This is a genomic window from Aneurinibacillus soli (assembly GCF_002355375.1).
In the GTDB taxonomy this organism is placed as follows: Bacteria; Bacillota; Bacilli; order Aneurinibacillales; family Aneurinibacillaceae; genus Aneurinibacillus; species Aneurinibacillus soli.
This window is the reverse complement of record NZ_AP017312.1, coordinates 2,606,500-2,626,137: the sequence shown is the minus strand read 5'-3', so window position 1 is coordinate 2,626,137 and position 19,638 is coordinate 2,606,500. Positions and strand designations below refer to the sequence as shown.

Below are 19,638 nucleotides of genomic sequence, written 5' to 3'. Positions count from 1 at the left end.
CCAGCCTATTTAGCAATATCATATGAATAGGCTGGAAAAAGGTTCAGTATTTTTCTATAGTTCTAGGAAGGAAGTACAAAAATTTAGAATCCATACTGTCAAGCTCTTCCTGGGGCTGGCATATCAACACCTGCAATACGATGTTGATGTCCATCTTCAAACAGTACATAACCTTCCGTGTAATGAATATGTAACCCATCCGGGGTAGGAATCGCCGGATGGGTTACATCTAAACATTGGTGGACATGATCAATGTTTACTGGCAGAAGGCTTTCCTGCTAGAGCCATCTCAAACATATCGATAATCTCCAGGAATCTCTCCGCCTCACGGAATACATGGTCGGCCAACAGCGGATGGATAATGCTCTTAATACGACAAGCTTCAATTAAATCACGGGCTGTCTTTTTAAAATCACGAAGAGCCTTTACAGAAACTCTGTTCTGGTCAAGAAACTGGCTAAGCAGAGGATGAGTTTGGGATTGTGGACGCATCGAATCCAAATCTACTGCTTGAAATAATAATTGATCAAAATCACGACTGAAGTCTTGTGCTTGATCAACAAGTTTTCGTTCTGACGGGTCCAAGAGATGGCTAATAAATTTCGCATGATCGGCCATAATACGCAAGAAAAATACGTTTTCATCAATGATGGCGTCTGGCAAAGGTTCCAGTTGACCTTGGTTCAACTGTGACAATCTGTTTCTAAAGTAGTTTGCTTCTCTGCTTGTATGATCAATGAGTAACGGAAATAAATTAGCTCCTGCCAACTTGCAATGCAAAATAAGACCGAGAAGTTTTCTCTTATAAGCCCAAATATAGGAGACGGCATTATAAACCTCGGCATTGAATTGTGCCATCTGCCCGGGATCGGTATTTAAAGTAAGCTCATGTGATTTGGTTTCAATTTGTTCAAAGATATAAAAAAATTGTTGTGCTTCATTTATTAACTGAGTATCCTCACAACGCAGACCGAGTTTAATAAACAACGAGTGTTCTTTCATAATACGGGACCAGAAACGAATTTCATCCAATGATCGGGCAACAAATCCATCAGACATGAACAAACCTCCCAATATAAATTTTCAGGATAGGATATGCGCAATTGTCTTGATGGGCGACTATCATATGTCATGAACCTCTCCCACCTACGCTAACGCGTAGAGGAGGGAGTTTCTTACCACTCATATCGATGAGGCTTCTACGCATAAGAAGAATAGCCCCTTATGCTCGATACCGTGTCGGAAGTCCTCTCGCTACGTAGGTAAGCAACATATCTATACGTTTCCGTATAGCTGGGTCGGAACAGACCTTCTACTACTTCTGCTTACGCAATCCGTAGATACTTTTGTTTTGTTGGCATATCGAAATGCCGAATCTCTTCATGTATGGCTTTGCTCAAAATATTCCGTGCCCCATGGACATCCCGATGTTCTTGATAGCCGCACGAACATACATAGTTTCTAGAAGACATTTTCTTTTTATTCATAACCTGGATGGCAGCGGTGCTTTTTTCTGCCTGCTGTTGTTGATTTTCTGCAACTTGGGCGACATGTTGTACGGACATGGTAATTTGATGCGCGGCCTTTGTCGTCTTTTCGATATTTGCTTGGAGTTGGTGTGAGGAGGCGGATACGTGATGGGCGGCGCTTGATACTTCCTGAATGACTTTTTTCAGGCTTTCCGTCATTGCGCGCAAATACTCGGCTAGCTGCCCGACTTCATCTTTGGAACGCACGTCAATCTTTCGGGTTAAGTCTCCTCTCGCAATCTGGTCTACGGATTGGACCATCTGCTGAATCGGGTTGGTAATGCTGCGGGAGAAAAAAATACTGGCGATGAGCGAGACGACTACGACGCAAATAGTGACTGTATACGAGAGGATGCGCATCGTGCTTGTTTGACTCATAATCATTTCTTTTGTATTCAGCAGTCCGGGAAAACGGCTCACTAAAACCCCTATTACTTCTCCGTTGTAGGTGGTTAGTGGGGTGAAGTTGCATACATAAGGCTTCCCCTGCAATAGGATCGTTTCTGTAAAATCTTTTTTGTCTGCGACCTGATTCAAAAATGAAAGGATGGTCTTATAATCGGAGTTTGTGGAAGCGAGTTCCGCCATATTTTTGGCTTGCTTTACATCTTTCGCATACTTATCGTGTGAATCTTTGAATAATTTTCGGCCAATTTCGTCTTTTTGTGTGTCTGTCATGATATAAAAGTCTTTTCCATTTTTCAAAAAGATCGACATGGCCGTATCGGAACGATCACTAATTCGTTTGAGCAGCGGCTGGTATGTTTGCTGCCCAACAACGACGGCACCGATCACTTTCCCTTTCGCATCTTTAATTGGAGCGCTCACCTGAAGCTTTCCATCTTCCCCGTTGACTTCCCATGAAACGACTGTTTTTCCTGTATGTAATGCTTCATTTGTTGAGGCATAATGTAAGTTGGGAAAACCATCAAAGGAAGGATTTGAGGGGCAGGCTAAAATGGGGGTGTTTCCGTTCGGTGTGCGGGCGGCGAGTTGTGTTACCCATACCAGATCAATGCCAGCTTTCTCGCGGGCTACGACTGTTGAATCTTTTAATGCTGCATGTACCATGGCTTTGTTTCCTTCGGTTACTCCCTTGATAACTTCCGGATGCAGCGCGAATTGTTCGGCTAGAAGGGTGCTTGTTTTCTTACTATTTTCTACCTGGGTATTGATGAGTGTATCTGCGGTTTGTACTTTGTCATTCATTTGTTGCGTGAGTAATTGCTCGGTATATCCGATCGTCTTTTGTAACATCATTTGCGAAAAGATCGTATTGATGAGCATGCCAAACAAAATGATGAGGCTAAAAATCGAAACAATTTTTACGTAAATCGATTTCATCTTTATGGGTAAATCCCCCCCTTACTCTCTCATAATCATGGTTACAATATGCAGAAGGATGCGCGAAGATGACAAAGAAAGTAGCATCTTTTCTTGTAACCATTCATCCTGTTGGATAGATACTTTCATATTTATTTACCAGCTCATCATGCCGATTATTAATAGTAAATGGATTAGATCGAGGTGAGGAAATATGAAAGTATCCATGGATTCCAGAACTCTTTCAGCTCTGCTTTCTCCTCAGAAAAACGAAAAAGAGCGAGTAACTGAAATACAGAAAAGGATTGAGGAAATCGACAAAGAAATAGAAGCGATTCGAAAAAACTCATCCATTAATCCAAAACAAAAAGTTAGGATGATTTCTCAGTTGTACATGGAAAAAATAAAATTAATGGAAGAACTGAGAAGAAAGAAAGATAGCTCTGATCAAAAGGAAAGAAAAATGGAGCATCCTCATGCGAAACCAATCAGGGAAAGACAAATTGCAGATGATCCTAATAAGCCTATCGCTATAGATTTTCAAGCTTAACTTATATCTTTTACAAGGCCGCTCTTTGGAGTGGCTTTTTTTTTAGAGAAATGGATGAACAACATGAACCAATGGCTAATCAAAGTCGGGAATTGGGTAGTAGATAAAGGGGGTGGGCGCACAAATAGACGCTATGGTAGTAAAAAATAAAATAACCACCACTATCTATCCGCAGAAGATAATGATGGTTATGTCCCTGTAGTTACATTATTCATATTATAGATTTGACAACTCCTGAATCATTAAGACTAAGATGGCTGCAAAGGAATAGGCTGCATAAAAAATACCTTTAACGAAGTCTCCAGTATATTTCACAGCATTTATCATGTTAATACACTTCCTTCATAGTGGATTTGGTTGTGAATTAATAATATTACAATATTTAAAATAGCGCAATATATTTTGTCGAAAAATATTCACAAATCAATAAAATATCGAGGGGGATTTGGTGATTATAGCGATGGTCGTTATACATGGGAACTGGATAACGTACAGGCTTTAGCTGAAACTGCTAAAAGAGGATAAGGGAATAAAAAAAGAGCCACTTCCGGGCGGGAAGTGGCTGAAGAAAGACTAGATTTGTAGAGTTAATCATTTATACGAGATAAGTTGAAATAAGGTTACAAAAATAGAAAAAGTCCCCCTCTAGGCGACCGACCATCACGAGGGGGAAACCGAATATCTTTGCTCCTTTATTATACAAAGTAGTTATGCACCAAGGTAAGATTAAACGCCATATTACGTAAGAAGGTGAGGGATTTTAGCTCTCTATCGATAGATTTCGCTTCTTAATCTCGTTTATAAGTATCTGTATAAATTCCTGGTGTAACCCGATTTCTTCTGCTTGTTTTAACGTTAGGATCAGCTGTTCATTACTCAAATAAGAAAATGAATCATACTTTTCCATTAGTTTCACCTCTAGTTTGTTAAGTAAAATACCTATATTTTAATATTACAACTATATCCAATGTTGGTATAGTGTAAAAAGTCCGTAAATTAATCCCATATTGCCTACTGGCCAATCCAGAGGACGCTAACAAGCTTACACAAGGGACAAGTATATCCCTGTGTGCTGTTGGTGTCCTCTTTTTATTTACCTCAGAAGGAGGAGAAAATAGTCAAACCAGCCTGAGGGCTGGTTTGTTTTATTCAGCAAATATTTTTTCTTGTTTTTTACACTTCGTATATTTGATTGCAAAGAATAATGTCATGATGATTAACAGCCAAGTAGAACCGAAACGCATGAAAGCAAAAGGAGTTTCAAATAAAAAGGACTGAACAAAATGGCTACCTTGTCTTTCCCATAATCCAGGTGTTAAGTAGGCAGCCTTCGGATTCAAATAGAGTAGTTTTCCATCTCCTGAAGGAATGAGGATCAACAATACTGCGAACATCATAAAGTAATAGCTAGCCATTCGATGCAACATCGCGCCTGTTGATGGTGCATCTGAGAACAATTCATCATGACCATCCCGCTCTTTGACCCAATAATGAACAGAACTAAATCGGCTGCCAGCAACACGTTTCCAGCCGAACTCTTCATATAGCTCGATGTATGTTTCTAACTTTTCCTTCGTCAAATATTTTTGAAAGTCTAATTTAATGACCTGATTCGTATCCGTTATTTTTTGGAATTGATAATAGCCTAACGAACTTGTTTTTACCAATTTATAGCCCTTTTTCAGTTGCTCATTAAGCCAAGCTTCTTCTTTGCGGATATCGACAAACCACTTAAATTTCTTCATTTATATTTCCTCCTTTGTAAACATTGATGATATGCTGCATTCTTTGCATATCCATATGTAAAATTTTTCTTCCTTTGTCCGTTAAAACATAGACTTTTCTTCGGGCATCCTCCGTTTCGACACGTTCAATCAGTTCATGCTTTATTAAATTTTCAACCGCACCGTATAAAGTTCCAGCAGCAATCCGTACGTCACCGCCACTCATTTCCTCGACCTTTTGCATAATGACATAGCCGTGTACAGGCTCTTGCAATGCCAGCATAACGTAACTCATTGTTTCGGTTAATGGCAATAATTTATGTCTATTCATCTCATCCCACCTCGTTATATCGCTCAACTGTATAGTTTTATTTTATACAGTTAAACTATATATGTCAACTGTATAAATGAAAAAGATCATGATCTGCGTTTTGACGGATAAGGCAAGCTGGTGGGGATGCGTCAGGGTAAAAGAGCGGTTCATGACTTGATCGCCGGAACGTGTGTAGTTTATGCAAAAAAATAGTGCCCATATAGGCATCTAATAACAGAATATATGTGTTGAATTTAAAAAACCGTATAAAAAAGTTTTAAGCAGCCGTAACTTGGTTGCTTTTTTTGTTTTGGATGGGAATATACAGAACAGCACGAGAGAACGATAGAGAGATTCTAAGGGAAGCGGCGTAATAGCGGTATTTACTAAAAATAGGTGCAAAAAACAGACTTTGTAATGGATAATTATAATATATCCATTCAAAGGGGGGGGAGAACCATGAGTATCCTATATATCTTGGGAATAGTTGCATTCGTTTGGCTTGTCATCATTTTCTTTCGTAAACTTAGACAAGATCAATCAAAATCTGTACATCAAGTAACAAATGATCGCAAAAGAAAATCATCCGACAGTTCTGATTCAATGAATTACGGTTGGTTCGGCTTGGGATCAGATGATGATCACCATAAAAACCATCATCACCACGGTGATCATCATAACCATCACCACAACCACCATCATAATAATGACAGTTATGATTGCAGTGGAGGCGGAGATAGTGGTGGAGATAGCGGTGGTGGGGATTAGAATTTGTTCCATACTGATGACTAAAAAAGCAAAGGTGGGAAAGTATTATGGCTTTATTCGATCATTCCGCTGAAACATACGATGAGTGGTGTGCTACTCCACTCGGCTCTTTTGTTGATGCTGTAGAAAAACAAATGATGATGGAAGTGTCCGAACCAAGGCCCGGGGAAAAGGCGCTAGATATTGGTTGTGGCACCGGGATCTATTCTCTGCTACTTGCCTCAAAGGGAATAGACGTGACGGGTGTTGACATTTCTACAGCTATGTTAAAAAAAGCAAGGGAGAAAGCTGAAAAATCTCAGCAAGCTATCACCTTCCTAGAAGGAGACATTCACCATCTTCCATTTGCTGACCATACGTTTGACCTTGTTATGTCTAATATTGTTCTTGAGTTTGTTGATTCTCCAGAAGATGTGTTGGCTGAAGCGATGAGGGTGGTAAAACTAGGAGGACGGCTTACAGTAGGGATGGTTGGCAAACAAAGTGAGTGGGCTGCCATGTATGAAAAACAGGGGAAAGACAAAAAGGAAAGCGTATTTTCAGGTGCTCACTTTTTTACCATGCAGGAGATAAAAGCACTATACAGAGAAGAGCCTTCTATTATTCAATTGGGATTATATATTGCCCCTGATGAATTTGTTACGAAAGAACAAGCCTATGTTCTGGAAAGGCAACGTTCTCGTCATGGACAAGAAGAAGGAGCAGGATTTATTGTTGCTAAATGGATTAGAAAAGCATGACTGAAAAACTTGTTAGAGAATAAAAAAGATAAAAGCACCCGATTCGTGGGTGCTTTTATTTGACCAACATATTAGTAACTGTTAATATGAATAAAACATACATATTAGTAAGTACTAATTCGTGAGGTGAATGGTATGTCTCAAGAAAAAATAGATGTAGATGTAAAAGCTAAATTCATTCGAGGTTTCTCTGATAAAACACGACTTCAAATATTGGAATGCATTAAAGAGAAAGAAAAAACGGTTTCACAAATTGTAGAAGAGATGAACGGGAATCAATCCAATATTTCTCAACATTTATCTTGTTTAAAGGGATGTGGCATTATTACGGGGCGCCAGGAAGGAAAGTTTGTGTATTATAGCTTGCGAAACGAAAAGATACGGATGTTACTCCACATGTTTGATGAATCCCTACAGGATGTACAACAACAAGTCGCTTGCTGCAAAAAGAACGAGCAACTCCTTTTAGACAAAGGAGAGAAAACAAATGCCTAATGAAACAAAAGCCACCTGCTGTACAGATGATGCTTGCTGCTCACCTAAAGAAGTAACGTTTAAAAAAACGTTATCCCTTACACCGGTAAACCCCGCCGTTCCAGCATCTACAGCAAGCTGTTGTACTGATAACGGTTGTACAGCAGAAATAAAGGAAAGGGAGGAAGAGAAGGGAGCTTCTATCTTAGAAAACGGGAAGCATCTGGAATATCGCATCGAAGGTATGGATTGTGGAGCCTGCGCTGTAACCCTCGAAAAACATATGAGAAGCCTCCCATATGTTACAGATATACGTGTGAATTTTTCTACAGGAAACATGAAAATTGTTCATAACACCACTCCAGAAACGATTATAAGTGAAGTAAAAAAAGCCGGATATACAGCAATTCCAGCTTCAAGTCAAAGAAAAGCAGCGAAGGCCCCTTCTTCTTATTCTGGTATATCCCTGATGGCTGTGTCAGGTATACTGCTTGTTCTGGGGTCTCTCAGCTCGCTTGTTCAGGTACCTTCCACCATCGTAACTACTTTATATGCAGCCTCTATTCTAGTTGGAGGATACAAGCCAGCCAGGAGTGCGTATTATGCTGTGAAAAGTGGATCGTTAGATATGAATGTTCTCATGGCTTCGGCAGCGATCGGAGCTGCATTGATCGGTGAATGGCTGGAAGGAGCTACCGTTGTTTTCTTGTTTGCTCTCGGCACTACTTTACAAACTAAATCCATTGAACGAACAAGAGAATCCATTCGTAGTCTTATGGATTTGGCTCCTCCAGAAGCATGGGTGAAACAGGGAATCGCACTGACTCGAAAACCCGTAGAGGAAGTGAAAATTGGCGATACCATTGTTGTGAAGCCAGGAGAGAAAATCCCACTGGACGGCGAGATTGCTGCTGGTACATCAAGTGTAAATCAGGCTCCTATTACAGGTGAATCGATTCCGGTTGATAAGCAAGAGGGAGACCCGGTATATGCTGGTACGGTAAATGAAGAAGGATCATTGGAGATACACGTAACTAAACTAGTCGAAGATACAACGATTGCACGAATTATTCATCTGGTAGAAGAAGCCCAGGAGAAGAAAGCACCAACCGAGGCTTTTGTCGACCGATTCGCTAAGATATATACTCCTATTGTGTTCATATTAGCGATCCTCATTATGATATTCCCTCCTTTATTTGGCTGGGGAACATGGGAAGCATGGTTATACAAAGGGCTGGAGTTGCTTGTGGTTGCCTGCCCATGTGCGCTGGTGATTTCCACACCTGTTGCCATTGTATCTGCGATAGGGAATGCTGCCAGACATGGTGTGTTAATTAAAGGTGGAGCCTTTTTGGAGATTGCTGGTACCTTACAAACCCTTGCTTTTGATAAAACAGGAACATTGACAGAAGGAAAGCCGAAGGTGGTAAAGGTACTAACGATAAACGGTACAGAACAGGATATGCTAGCCATTGCTCGTACGATCGAGGAGCATTCTAAGCATCCGATTGCTGTTGCCATTATGGACTATACTTCGGGGCAGCATCTTTCTTCAAGGCAGGGAGAAAACTTTACAACCATAGTCGGTAAGGGAGCACAGGCGATCATTGACGGAATCTCGTACTATGCAGGAAACTTAAAGTTGTTCCAGGGACTCCATGCACCGACTACTTCCATTGAAAAACAGGTGCTTGAACTACAAAATCAAGGAAATACCATTGTGATTATTGGAACCCATGACACCATTTTAGGGATTATTGCTGTGGCTGATGCGATACGCAAAACAACAACAGACGCTTTGCAAAAATTGAAAAAGATTGGTATTCATCAAACGGTTATGCTGACAGGGGATAATGAGGGAACAGCCTCACATATAGCCTCCACAGCAGGAGTTGATCGTTATTTTGCGGAGCTACTTCCAGAAGATAAGGTAGCAGCCATTAAGAAGTTGCAAGAAAACAATCACGTGGTTGCTATGGTGGGAGATGGCATTAACGATGCGCCTGCTCTTGCAACTGCGAACCTTGGAATTGCAATGGGAGGAGCCGGCACCGATACAGCTATGGAAACAGCCGATATTATTTTAATGGCTGATAACCTGGAGAAGCTTCCTCATACGATTACGTTGAGCCGGAAAGCCTTACGCATTATTAAACAAAATATCTGGTTCTCGCTTATTGTGAAATTCATTGCGTTGGGATTGATATTCCCTGGGTGGTTAACATTGTGGCTTGCTGTTATAAGTGATACAGGTGCAGCCCTGATTGTTATCGCAAACAGCATGAGATTATTGCGTATAAAGAACTAAGAAAGAAAGCTGATTTACCATTCTAAAGGTAAGTCAGCTTTCTTTGTACATAATCGAAAATATGTGTTATATTGTTATAACGGTACATTGGTATATAGGTAACAATGTGATGATTTTGAGAAAAAGGATGGGGAATTATGGAACAACATAACGATCAAACTAGTGGAAAAAACCAAAAAATTAAAGTTGAGCGTGTGCAAACTGGCATTAGGATGGAGAAAAGTATGGTAAAAGTTTTGAAAGCGATGGCAGAGTATCATGATATTTCACTAGGTGTTCTTCTTGAAAGGATTGTTCTTCGTGCTTTTGAAAACAAACCTGTGTTTAACCAGGAGAGTCTTGAAAAGATTAAAGCTATAAAGGAAGTTTACGACATGAATTATGGTTTAGAAATCAGTCATCAGTGGGTTGATTCAGAAAATTAGAATGCTTATTTTTAACCATATTATCATCTTGATTTTTTGTAATCTGTCAGTGAAGTAAAGAAGTTAAATAAAATTCCGTGGAGTTGATATGAAATGAAATTTAGTACATTAACGATATTTGACCATTACCCAAATCAATCATCCCGAACACCCAGACAATTTTACAACGAGGTATTGGAACAAGCCGTTCGGGCTGAAGAAATGAATTTTGATGGGGTATGGTTTACAGAGCATCATTTCTCAGATTTTGGTATTAATCCCTCTCCAGCCGTTATGCTTGCTGCCGTATCGCAAAGGACGAATAGAATTCGTCTTGGCGTGGGTGTTTCCGTGCTTCCATTACATAATCCTTTACGAATTGCTGAGGATTATGCGGTTGTCGATCTTTTATCAAACGGAAGGTTAGATTTAGGGTTAGGTAGTGGATATGATCAGAAGGAATTTGACGGTTATAATATTTCAATGGAGGATAAAGCGGAGCGATTTAACGAGTCTCTAGAAGTGTTACGTAAAGCATGGTCAGGCAAGCCTTTTTCTCATCAAGGGGACTTTTTTCAATACAAAGAAATCAGGCTTAGTGTCCAGCCAATTCAAGCTCCATTTCCCCCTCATTGGATTGCAACCTTTAGTGAAACAGGTGCTACGCATGTCGCCAATATGGGAAGCAATTTTATGGCGCTTGGATTTAGCAAATCACGAGATGAATTAGCAAAGTTGATTGATACGTACAAAAATGCCTATCAGAAATCAGGGCACGGTAATCCAGATCAATTAGAAATCCCGGTTGCCTTTCATGTTCATGTTGGTGAAACATCTGCAGAAGCTGAATCAAATGCAAAAGGTCCTTATCAATTATTTATGAATACTCCGAGCGGGGGAAATATCTCGTATGAAGTCCTTAAACAGAAGTTTAATCCAGTAATCGGAAGTCCTGATGAAGTGATTAAACAAATTCAGTCCTATCGTGAAATAGGTGTTACGAACTTTATGGCAGTAATGAATTTTGGTGGATTAGAACATCATAAAGTGCTTTCATCTTTAGACTTGTTTGGTAAGTATGTAGTTCCTGCTTGTAAGTGAAAAATTGATAGGGGAAATCTAACTAAGGTTTTTTATTTTGGTCAAGAAGTGCTTGTTGCCCTTGAATAGTTTCTATGCCTTGATTTTATCATGAAAGTATGAATACAAAAATGTCTAAAAAACCTATCCGTGATTGTATTACACAAAACCACGGATAGGTTTTTTACTTTTTATTCCGATTTATTTTCGTAAACATAAAGACGAAAGGATAATGTTGGATAAAAACCTATACTTGGTGGAATAATAATCCAATACAAAAGCTCTGAGGAGAGAAAAGATGAATATAGCGAACTATTTGACCATCATTGAGTTTGTTGTGGTTGTTATGTTGCTTTTACTTGTTACTTTTGTTTTCATCTACATGTTTTTAATCGATAAAAGGCAAAAGAGGCACCCTGTGTTACGGAATTACCCGGTGCTTGGTCGCATGCGATATTTTCTCGAGAATATCGGGCCAGAAATGCGTCAATATTTTTTCGATAATGATACAGAAGGCAAGCCTTTTTCCCGTGATGATTATCAGCATATTGTTAGAAGCGCCAAGTATAAGCGGGATGTTATCGGATTCGGTTCTAAACGTGATTTTGAGCAATCCGGTTACTATATCCGAAATTCTATGTTTCCAAAGCAAATGGAAGAATTAAACATGGACCGGGAGACAAAGGTGAAAACAAGAAAATATCTGCTGCATAAGGAACGTTTATTTGCACAGCGAAAAGAAGAACTTGTAGATGAAGAGACACTTACCTATTTGCTAAAAGAGGAAGACGCAGTTGTGATCGGGGAGAAGACAAGAAATCCTTTTGTGGTTAAAGGACTTATTGGTATGTCAGCCATGAGCTTCGGAGCTTTAGGAAGCAATGCGATCACTGCACTATCGGAAGGACTAGGGATTGTAAAAGGTACCTGGATGAATACCGGAGAGGGTGGGCTTTCCAAGTATCACTTAACAGGTGGGGCTGATATTATTATGCAAATCGGCCCGGGAATTTTCGGGGTCAGAGATGAAGACGGAAATTTCGATTGGGAAGAGCTGAAGAAAAAAAGTGAAATTCCGCAAATTAAAGCTTTTGAACTTAAGTTAGCTCAAGGAGCAAAAATACGCGGTGGCCATGTAGATGGGGAGAAGGTGACACCGGAAATTGCTGAGATTCGTAGGGTTAAACCTTACAAACCAATCGATAGCCCCAACCGTTTTCATCAATTCGGGGATTTACCAACGATGTTTGATTTTATTGAGCGTATTCGTGACACTACAGGAAAGCCGGTTGGTATCAAAGTGGTAATTGGGAGCTATGATGAGGCAGATGAGTTGGCAATGTATATAAAACAGTCAGGAAAGGGTCCTGATTTTATTACAGTAGACGGTGGAGAAGGGGGGACGGGTGCCACCTATCAGGAACTGGCAGACAGTGTAGGCTTGCCGATTAAATCAGCTTTACCTATTCTTGATGCCGCCTTGCACAAGCACGGTGTACGTGATCGTGTGAAAGTAATTGCCTCAGGGAAGCTGTTTACTCCTGATCGTGTTGCCATTGCACTTGCCATGGGCGCGGATTTGGTGAATATTGCACGTGGTTTCATGATTACAGTAGGTTGTATCCAGGCCCTTAAATGTCATTCTAACGCCTGTCCGGTTGGTGTTGCCACAACTAACCCACATCTTCAGAAGGCGCTAGTCATCGATGAGAAGAAATATCGCGTTGTTAATTATGTAATAACGATGCGCGAAGGCCTTTTTCGATTAGCGGCTGCTGCAGGAATTGACTCACCTGTTCAATTTGAGCGGAAGCATATTGTGTTTAAGGACGATAAAGGAACTGTTTACCCATTAGAGGATATTTATCAGTCATATCTTAAAGCTTTCTAATCTGCTGAGAAAAAAGCGATCCTTTCCAAAAAAGAAGGGATCGCTTTTTGTATCTTTATTTTATGGTTGGTATACATTCATACGTAGTACGACGAGTTTAATATCCATCATTTCTTCCATTGCGTAGCGGATTCCTTCACGACCGCTACCGCTCTCTTTAACCCCGCCATACGGCATTTGATCAACGCGGAAAGTCGGAATTTGATTAATTAAAACACCACCGGATTCCAATTTTTCTGCTGCCTGGAGTGCACGCTCAATATCTTTCGTAAATGCACCGGAGTTCAAGCCGAATTTTGAACGGTTAGCCATGTCGATCGCTTCTGACCAGGTCTCGAACGGTGTAATCGTTATAATTGGACCAAAGGCTTCCTCCGTATTTAATTCTGCATCTGGAGATACGTTGGTAAGGATCGTTGGCGCCATTACATTACCTTCAAAGGTGCCCCCTGTTTGAACGACGGCGCCTTTTGAGACAGCATGCTCTACCCATTTTTTGAGTCGATCTGCGGCTGCGGTATTGATAAGAGCGGATATATTTGTATCTTCTGCGAGCGGATCGCCAATCTTTAGTTTTTCTGCCCGCTGTACCATGCGTTCCACAAAACCATCGTATATATTTTTGTGTACATAAACCCGTTGAATCGAGATACAAACTTGTCCATCGTAATTAAATGAACCGTTTGTTGTTTCGTCCGCAATTTTTTCTAATTCATCAGGAGAAAACCCTTCATCGATGAGTAGCGGCGAGTTTGAACCGAGTTCGAGTGTAACTCTGCGTAAACCTGCTTGAGCACGAATTAATTTTCCGACCCGTGGACTACCTGTAAAGGTGATAAAAGCTACTTTTGGATGTGTGGTCAGTATTTCACCTAGTTCGGCACCGGAGCCAGGGATAATGTTTAGTACACCAGCAGGCAAACCCGATTGCTGAAATAGTTCAGCTAAGATAAGTGAGGATAACGGAGTTTGTTCGGCTGGTTTTAGGACAATTGTGTTTCCGGCGGCTATGGCTGGCCCTACTTTATGTGCGACTAAATTCATCGGGAAGTTGAACGGTGTAATGGCGGTAACAACACCAAGTGGTTTACGCTGTGTATAGGCGAGATGATTTTCGCCATGTGGGGCAGCATCCATCGGAATGGTTTCGCCCCTGTTGTCGCGTGCTGCTTCTGCTGCAAACAAATACGTTTGAATAGTCCGATCAATTTCACCGCGTGCTGCTTGAATCGGTTTTGCGGATTCTTTAGCTATGAGCCGGGCCAGTTCCTCGTGTCGTTTTTCCATCGCACTCGCAACTTTCCGTAAAATTTCCGCACGGGTATATGCGGGTACCTTATAAAAGGATTTAAACGCAGCCGCGGCCACTTCAATAGCTTGTTCTGCTTGTTCGACGGATGCATAGCCGATTTCTGCAATCGGATCTCCAGTATAAGGACTATGCAGGGTAACGGTGCTTGCTCCGGGAATCCACGTATCCCCAATCCACAATTGTGTTTGTTTCATATACATCCTCCCATGTATACCTCTTAAAGCACAACTTCAATGAGGTTTAACTTGTTGCTATTGATGGCAGATTGTAAACAATCATCGAATGATTCCGGTGCTTCAGCTCTGTAATATTCAATATCAAAGCTTTTTGCAAGCAATTGAAAGTCTGGGTTGGTAAAAGAGATCCCTGTTATAGCCAAATTGGCATCATGCTGTTTCTTTTGAATAAGGCTGTATGTTTTATCGGTGAAAACAATAATGGTGAATGCAGCACCCAGTCGTTTCGCTGTTTCGAGCTCCTGTACATTCATTAGAAAACCGCCATCTCCAGAGACGACAACGACTGGGGAATGAGGTTCGACCAGTTTACTTGCAATACCTGCTGGCAGAGAGCCTCCCATTGACGCAAAGCCGTTATAAATGATGGTTCGACTCGGCATTTTTGGCTGATACCATCGTGAGACCCACACTTTGTGTAATCCGACATCCGATATAACGAGTGTGTTCTCGGGGAGTTTCTCTGACAGGGTCAACATTACATGACGCGGCAGTTCCTCCTGGTTATGTGAAATGGAAGTGATTTCTGCTAAGCGATGGGATCGAATTTCATTATGCAGAGTAGGTTCCGGCTGCTGCTCGATGAAACGTGTTAGCAGCGTAAGGGTATGACGTAAATCGCCAACGAGCTCTGTTACGGTAGGGAAATGCTCATCTACATCGACAGGTGTCTCATGAATATGAACAACGCGACGGGCATGGTCAAAGTTCCAAGTTATTGGCTCATATTCAACAAGATCGAATCCAATCGCGATGACTAGATCTGCTTCAGATAGGGGTCGTAGTACTTTTTGCGAATATGGTTTTCCTCCTACTGTAAAAAGGTTTCGCGGATGTTCGAAAGGCAGAATCCCTTTCGCCATAAATGTATTGGCTAAAGGAAGATTGGCCTTATCTACTAAAGCGCGAACCTCGTTCCATGCTTGTGAGCGAATAACCCCATTTCCTGCTAATATAACGGGATGACTCGCTTGAGAAATGATGTCAACAGCTGACTGTATCATCGATTCGTTTACAAGTGGAGGGGAGAGATGTGATTTTAGTAATGGACGTCCCTCAATATCCTTTTGAGCTACATCTTCTGGTAGTTGGATATGTATAGCGCCGGGGCTTTCCATGACAGCAAGTTGGAACGACTTGCGGATCACCTCTGGAATGATATGTGGGTGTAATACTTGCTGACTGTACTTGGTAATGGGCTCAAACATCTTAACGGTATCAATGTTTTGATGGGATTCTTTATGCAATCGTGTTCGAGTTGCTTGTCCTGTAATCGCAACAAGGGGAACCCGGTCCAAATGTGCATTGGCAACACCAGTGACCAGGTTGGCAGCACCCGGGCCGAGTGTAGCCAAGCAGACACCGGGTTTACCTGTCAGGCGGCCGTACATATCGGCCATAAATGCGGCTCCTTGTTCGTGTCTTGCGATTACAAACTGAATGGAGGAGCGAGAGAGAGAATCCATTAGATCGATATTTTCTTCACCAGGAATGCCAAAAATGTATTCCACGCCTTCCGCTTCTAAACATTGCACAAATAAATCGCTTGCTTTCATATATCGCACGCTTGAGAGCCTATTTCGTGACTCAAGCTGCCTCCCTTCATGTTACAATTCTGCTTTTATGGTGTCACACTGCGTACACATGTATACGTACCGCTGTATGGCAATAACCATATGAATCCTAGCTGCAGACCGACACACTGGGATGAAACGAGAGGGGAAGAGCTATGTTTAAAAAGCTTGTTTCTGTTTCTATACTTGCGTTAACCATTTCCATCACACCTTCGTTCAACACATTGCCTGTAGAAGCTAAATCAACTACACAAAAGAAAGACACTACAATGACATCGAAGCAAGTCATTGACTATTTAAAAAGGATCGAGAAGGCGCAAGCTAAAGCTGATCCCGCCAATCCGACCTCTTTTAAGAAAATACTGGCTCCGTATTATACATCAGAAGCTATACAAGATATTCTTGATATGTACGAAGCTGGTGCTGACTTCTATTATGTTGCTCACTGGACAAATGATAAAAAAGCTAAAATATCTTATTCCAAAGATAAGAAAAAAATTTATATCACTCAACATTTCCCGTATTATGCTAATGAGAGTGTTATGACTACTAGCTATATAACCTTAATGAAAGATAAAAACACGTGGAAAGTTTCTGATGTCCGATTTGATCTTAACTAATGATCATAATGACAGTTATGATTGCAGTGGAGGCGGAGATAGTGGAGGAGATAGCGGTGGCGGTGGTGGGGATTAGAATTTGTTCCATACTGATGACTAAAAAAGTAAAGGTGGGAAAGTATTATGGCTTTATTCGATCATTCTGCCGAAACATACGATGAGTGGTGTGCTACTCCGCTCGGCTCTTTTGTTGATGCTATCGAAAAACAAATGATGATGGGAGTATCCAAACCTAAATCCGGGGAAAAGGCGCTTGATATGGGTTGTGGTACCGGAATTTATTCTCTGCTACTTGCCTCACAGGGAGTAAACGTGACAGGTGTTGATATTTCTACAGCTATGTTAAAAAAAGCAAGGGAGAAAGCTGAGGAATCTCGGCAAGTTATTAACTTCCTGGAAGGAGACATTCACCACCTTCCATTTGCTGACCATACATTTGATCTTGTTCTATCTAATCTCGTTCTTGAGTTTGTTGATTCTCCAAAAGATGTGCTGGCTGAAGCAATGAGAGTGGTAAAACCAGGAGGACGACTTACAGTAGGGATGATTGGCAAACAGAGTGAGTGGGCTTCCCTGTATGAAAAGCAGGGGAAAGACAAAACGAACAGCGTGTTTTCCGGTGCTCACTTTTTTACTGTGCAGGAGATAAAAGAACTATACACAGAAGAGCCGTCTGTTATTCAATTCGGATTATATATCGCCCCTGATGAATTTGTAACGAAAGAACAAGCTTATGATCTTGAAAGGCAGCGTTCTTATCATGGACAAGAAGAAGGAGCAGGATTTATTGTTGCGAACTGGATTAAAAAGGCATGATTAAAAACTTGTTAGAGAATAGACCAAGAAGCGACTTACATGGTTACTTACTTTTGTTTTTACAGACGAGTTTGTGATATACTGATTTTAATAATAGCAGAAGGAGTGATGGGTGGACGATGATTAACTAATCTTATTTTTAAAATTTGAAATCACATATTTCAAATCATACAAAATAGGATTAGTCTGCCCATTTTCTATAAATTGTAGAGCTATTAATGAAAATAGCTTATTTCATCATGTAAAGGTACGGCTAATCCTTCCAAATGAACGGGGAGGATTTTTTTTATTCTCCCTTTGAAGAGAGGGATAGATTATATGAAAGAAATTTTAAAATTATCCAATATTAGCTATGAAGTAATGGACTTTACCATTTTTGAAGATGTACATGCTAGTGTTCAACAAGGGGATATCATCGGTGTTATTGGCAAAAATGGTGCCGGTAAATCTACATTGTTGCAATTACTTAACAATGACGTAGTGCCGTCACAAGGACAAATACAATGGCTGCAACAAGGCTTGGAAATTTTTATGGTTGAACAAGAAACCGAGTCGTATTTTTTCGAAGATAAGACCCCTTTTGAAGTCAAATTACTAGAGAAATGGCATGTACCAACCCATGATTTTCTACAATTAAGTGGCGGAGAAAAACTAAAAGCACGACTTGCAAAAGGTTTTTCAAAAGATGCAGACCTTTTGCTATTAGATGAACCGACAAATCATCTCGATGCTCAAAGCTTAGAATTCCTGACTAAACAGATTAAGAATTATAAAGGTACCATTATTCTTGTTTCACACGATCGTTATTTTTTAGATACTGTTGCAACAAAAATATGGTCGATTGAAGGTAAAAAGCTTATTGAACACAAAGGAAATTATTCTAGCTATATGGAGTTTCGCAAACAGAAAAGACTTACCCAGCAACGTGAATATGAAAAACAGCAAAAAATGATTGAACGAATTGAAGATCAAATGAATGAGCTCACTTCTTGGTCGAAAAAAGCTCATGCACAATCAACAAAACAGGAATTCCCTAAAGAATACTATCGTGTAAAAGCAAAGCGTATGGATGCACAAGTAAAATCAAAACAAAAGCGTCTTGAAAAAGAGCTTGAAAAAGCAAAAGCTGAACCTGTTGAGACAGAGTATACTGTACATTTTTCAATGAAAGCAAAGCACAAGGTAGGAAAACGGTTTTTAGAAGTTAAGAATGTAACAAAGAGTTTTGCCGGACGAACACTATTTAAAAACGTCAATTTTACGATTCAGCATGGTGAGAAGGTTGCGATAATAGGTCCAAATGGTAGTGGAAAGACGACATTATTGAAGGTAATTGTTGGGCAGGAAACGGCTAAAGGCGATGTATGGATTTCACCATCTGCAAAAATTGGCTATTTAACGCAAGAAGTATTTGATTTACCACTTGAACAAACACCTGAGCAGCTATTTTATAAAAAAACTTTCGAGGCGAGAGGGAAAGTCCAAACTTTAATGAAGCATTTGGGATTTATGACATCTCATTGGACAGAACCCATTAGGAATATGAGTATGGGTGAACGTGTAAAGTGTAAGTTAATGGAACATATAGTAGAGGGAAAAGATGTGCTTATTTTAGATGAGCCGACGAATCATCTTGACTTACCTTCACGTGAACAACTTGAAGATACTTTAGCACAGTATAATGGAACGCTAATCGTTGTTTCGCATGATCGCTATTTTCTCGAAAAAACGACAAACAGCAAACTTGTTATTTCGAATCATAGCATACAAAAGCAATTGAATGAATTATCCCCAAAAAGAGCTAATCTGGATGAATTACGTTTAATACTTGAAACAGAAAGACAAGAAGTTTTAGGAAAGCTTAGCTTTATGACTCCAAATGATAAAGCGTACACAGAACTCGACAAGAAATTTAAAGAACTTACGAAACAAATAAATGAACTTTCGTGATGAGTGGACTTAGCTAATATATTTTT

18 protein-coding genes and 1 pseudogene are annotated in these 19,638 nt (G+C 40.4%); 11 read left to right on the top strand and 8 right to left on the bottom strand.

Annotated elements, in window-relative coordinates; translation table 11 throughout:
• Positions 1 to 98: 98 nt before the first annotated feature.
• The 3 genes and pseudogenes from CB4_RS13250 to CB4_RS13240 form a co-directional block, all read right to left on the bottom strand.
• Positions 99 to 260, bottom strand: a pseudogene (locus CB4_RS13250) (YmaF family protein); the annotation flags it as partial.
• Positions 250 to 1,059, bottom strand: coding sequence for a DUF2935 domain-containing protein (locus CB4_RS13245; protein ID WP_172890877.1), 810 nt, complete (start codon positions 1,057 to 1,059; stop codon positions 250 to 252). The pseudogene CB4_RS13250 and the gene CB4_RS13245, both read right to left, overlap by 11 nt.
• A 266-nt stretch (positions 1,060 to 1,325) precedes the next feature.
• Positions 1,326 to 2,873, bottom strand: a complete 1,548-nt coding sequence (locus tag CB4_RS13240) for a methyl-accepting chemotaxis protein (protein WP_096466258.1) — start codon at positions 2,871 to 2,873, stop codon at positions 1,326 to 1,328.
• A gap of 193 nt (positions 2,874 to 3,066) precedes the next feature.
• On the opposite strand from CB4_RS13240, the gene CB4_RS13235 reads away from it, so the two are divergent.
• Positions 3,067 to 3,402 (top strand): hypothetical protein, encoded by a 336-nt coding sequence (locus CB4_RS13235; RefSeq protein ID WP_096466257.1) that lies wholly within the window; start codon positions 3,067 to 3,069, stop codon positions 3,400 to 3,402.
• Between the two features lie 760 nt (positions 3,403 to 4,162).
• Here the strand turns inward: CB4_RS13235 and sda are convergent.
• The 3 genes from sda to CB4_RS13220 all read right to left on the bottom strand — a co-directional run bounded on the left by sda (position 4,163) and on the right by CB4_RS13220 (position 5,457).
• Positions 4,163 to 4,309: a sporulation histidine kinase inhibitor Sda gene (gene sda, locus CB4_RS22030; RefSeq protein WP_096466256.1), complete on the bottom strand. Its 147-nt coding sequence runs from the start codon at positions 4,307 to 4,309 to the stop codon at positions 4,163 to 4,165.
• A 238-nt stretch (positions 4,310 to 4,547) separates the two neighbouring features.
• Positions 4,548 to 5,147, bottom strand: coding sequence for a DUF2812 domain-containing protein (locus tag CB4_RS13225; protein WP_096466255.1), 600 nt, complete (start codon positions 5,145 to 5,147; stop codon positions 4,548 to 4,550).
• Positions 5,134 to 5,457 (bottom strand): PadR family transcriptional regulator, encoded by a 324-nt coding sequence (locus CB4_RS13220; protein ID WP_096466254.1) that lies wholly within the window; start codon positions 5,455 to 5,457, stop codon positions 5,134 to 5,136. The genes CB4_RS13225 and CB4_RS13220 overlap by 14 nt, the downstream gene beginning before the upstream one ends.
• 441 nt (positions 5,458 to 5,898) lie before the next feature.
• Between CB4_RS13220 and CB4_RS13215 the strand changes: the two genes are divergently transcribed.
• The 7 genes from CB4_RS13215 to CB4_RS13185 all read left to right on the top strand — a co-directional run bounded on the left by CB4_RS13215 (position 5,899) and on the right by CB4_RS13185 (position 13,104).
• On the top strand, positions 5,899 to 6,207 hold the full coding sequence (locus tag CB4_RS13215) for a hypothetical protein (protein ID WP_096466253.1): 309 nt from the start codon (positions 5,899 to 5,901) through the stop codon (positions 6,205 to 6,207).
• A 47-nt stretch (positions 6,208 to 6,254) separates the two neighbouring features.
• Positions 6,255 to 6,947, top strand: coding sequence for a class I SAM-dependent methyltransferase (locus tag CB4_RS13210; protein ID WP_096466252.1), 693 nt, complete (start codon positions 6,255 to 6,257; stop codon positions 6,945 to 6,947).
• 135 nt (positions 6,948 to 7,082) lie between these two features.
• Positions 7,083 to 7,442: an ArsR/SmtB family transcription factor gene (locus tag CB4_RS13205; RefSeq protein WP_096466251.1), complete on the top strand. Its 360-nt coding sequence runs from the start codon at positions 7,083 to 7,085 to the stop codon at positions 7,440 to 7,442.
• A complete protein-coding gene (locus tag CB4_RS13200; RefSeq protein ID WP_096466250.1) occupies positions 7,435 to 9,729 on the top strand; it encodes a heavy metal translocating P-type ATPase in 2,295 nt (764 codons plus the stop codon). The genes CB4_RS13205 and CB4_RS13200 overlap by 8 nt, the downstream gene beginning before the upstream one ends.
• 137 nt (positions 9,730 to 9,866) lie before the next feature.
• Positions 9,867 to 10,154, top strand: a complete 288-nt coding sequence (locus CB4_RS13195; protein WP_096466249.1) for a hypothetical protein — start codon at positions 9,867 to 9,869, stop codon at positions 10,152 to 10,154.
• Between the two features lie 93 nt (positions 10,155 to 10,247).
• On the top strand, positions 10,248 to 11,234 hold the full coding sequence (locus CB4_RS13190; protein ID WP_096466248.1) for an LLM class flavin-dependent oxidoreductase: 987 nt from the start codon (positions 10,248 to 10,250) through the stop codon (positions 11,232 to 11,234).
• 277 nt (positions 11,235 to 11,511) lie between these two features.
• On the top strand, positions 11,512 to 13,104 hold the full coding sequence (locus CB4_RS13185) for an FMN-binding glutamate synthase family protein (RefSeq protein ID WP_096466247.1): 1,593 nt from the start codon (positions 11,512 to 11,514) through the stop codon (positions 13,102 to 13,104).
• 60 nt (positions 13,105 to 13,164) lie between these two features.
• Here the strand turns inward: CB4_RS13185 and CB4_RS13180 are convergent, their stop codons facing one another.
• Positions 13,165 to 14,610, bottom strand: coding sequence for an aldehyde dehydrogenase family protein (locus CB4_RS13180; protein ID WP_096466246.1), 1,446 nt, complete (start codon positions 14,608 to 14,610; stop codon positions 13,165 to 13,167).
• A gap of 23 nt (positions 14,611 to 14,633) precedes the next feature.
• On the bottom strand, positions 14,634 to 16,208 hold the full coding sequence (locus CB4_RS13175) for an acetolactate synthase large subunit (RefSeq protein WP_146226602.1): 1,575 nt from the start codon (positions 16,206 to 16,208) through the stop codon (positions 14,634 to 14,636).
• A 173-nt stretch (positions 16,209 to 16,381) separates the two neighbouring features.
• Here CB4_RS13175 and CB4_RS13170 point away from each other — a divergent pair, with 173 nt between their 5' ends.
• The 3 genes from CB4_RS13170 (at position 16,382) to abc-f (ending at position 19,612) form a co-directional block, all read left to right on the top strand.
• Positions 16,382 to 16,846, top strand: a complete 465-nt coding sequence (locus CB4_RS13170; protein ID WP_096466244.1) for a PLC family EF-hand domain-containing protein — start codon at positions 16,382 to 16,384, stop codon at positions 16,844 to 16,846.
• A 123-nt stretch (positions 16,847 to 16,969) separates the two neighbouring features.
• The gene (locus tag CB4_RS13165) at positions 16,970 to 17,662 is read left to right on the top strand and encodes a class I SAM-dependent methyltransferase (protein ID WP_096466243.1); all 693 of its coding nucleotides are present in this window, start codon (positions 16,970 to 16,972) and stop codon (positions 17,660 to 17,662) included.
• A gap of 318 nt (positions 17,663 to 17,980) precedes the next feature.
• Positions 17,981 to 19,612 (top strand): ribosomal protection-like ABC-F family protein, encoded by a 1,632-nt coding sequence (gene abc-f / locus CB4_RS13160; RefSeq protein WP_096466242.1) that lies wholly within the window; start codon positions 17,981 to 17,983, stop codon positions 19,610 to 19,612.
• Positions 19,613 to 19,638: the final 26 nt, after the last annotated feature.

Coding starts and splice junctions, on each gene's coding strand:
- CB4_RS13245 (WP_172890877.1), bottom strand. CDS start 1,059: ATGTCTGATGGATTTGTTGCCCGATCATTGGATGAAATTCGTTTCTGG.
- CB4_RS13240 (WP_096466258.1), bottom strand. CDS start 2,873: ATGAAATCGATTTACGTAAAAATTGTTTCGATTTTTAGCCTCATCATT.
- CB4_RS13235 (WP_096466257.1), top strand. CDS start 3,067: ATGAAAGTATCCATGGATTCCAGAACTCTTTCAGCTCTGCTTTCTCCT.
- sda (WP_096466256.1), bottom strand. CDS start 4,309: ATGGAAAAGTATGATTCATTTTCTTATTTGAGTAATGAACAGCTGATC.
- CB4_RS13225 (WP_096466255.1), bottom strand. CDS start 5,147: ATGAAGAAATTTAAGTGGTTTGTCGATATCCGCAAAGAAGAAGCTTGG.
- CB4_RS13220 (WP_096466254.1), bottom strand. CDS start 5,457: ATGAATAGACATAAATTATTGCCATTAACCGAAACAATGAGTTACGTT.
- CB4_RS13215 (WP_096466253.1), top strand. CDS start 5,899: ATGAGTATCCTATATATCTTGGGAATAGTTGCATTCGTTTGGCTTGTC.
- CB4_RS13210 (WP_096466252.1), top strand. CDS start 6,255: ATGGCTTTATTCGATCATTCCGCTGAAACATACGATGAGTGGTGTGCT.
- CB4_RS13205 (WP_096466251.1), top strand. CDS start 7,083: ATGTCTCAAGAAAAAATAGATGTAGATGTAAAAGCTAAATTCATTCGA.
- CB4_RS13200 (WP_096466250.1), top strand. CDS start 7,435: ATGCCTAATGAAACAAAAGCCACCTGCTGTACAGATGATGCTTGCTGC.
- CB4_RS13195 (WP_096466249.1), top strand. CDS start 9,867: ATGGAACAACATAACGATCAAACTAGTGGAAAAAACCAAAAAATTAAA.
- CB4_RS13190 (WP_096466248.1), top strand. CDS start 10,248: ATGAAATTTAGTACATTAACGATATTTGACCATTACCCAAATCAATCA.
- CB4_RS13185 (WP_096466247.1), top strand. CDS start 11,512: ATGAATATAGCGAACTATTTGACCATCATTGAGTTTGTTGTGGTTGTT.
- CB4_RS13180 (WP_096466246.1), bottom strand. CDS start 14,610: ATGAAACAAACACAATTGTGGATTGGGGATACGTGGATTCCCGGAGCA.
- CB4_RS13175 (WP_146226602.1), bottom strand. CDS start 16,208: ATGAAAGCAAGCGATTTATTTGTGCAATGTTTAGAAGCGGAAGGCGTG.
- CB4_RS13170 (WP_096466244.1), top strand. CDS start 16,382: ATGTTTAAAAAGCTTGTTTCTGTTTCTATACTTGCGTTAACCATTTCC.
- CB4_RS13165 (WP_096466243.1), top strand. CDS start 16,970: ATGGCTTTATTCGATCATTCTGCCGAAACATACGATGAGTGGTGTGCT.
- abc-f (WP_096466242.1), top strand. CDS start 17,981: ATGAAAGAAATTTTAAAATTATCCAATATTAGCTATGAAGTAATGGAC.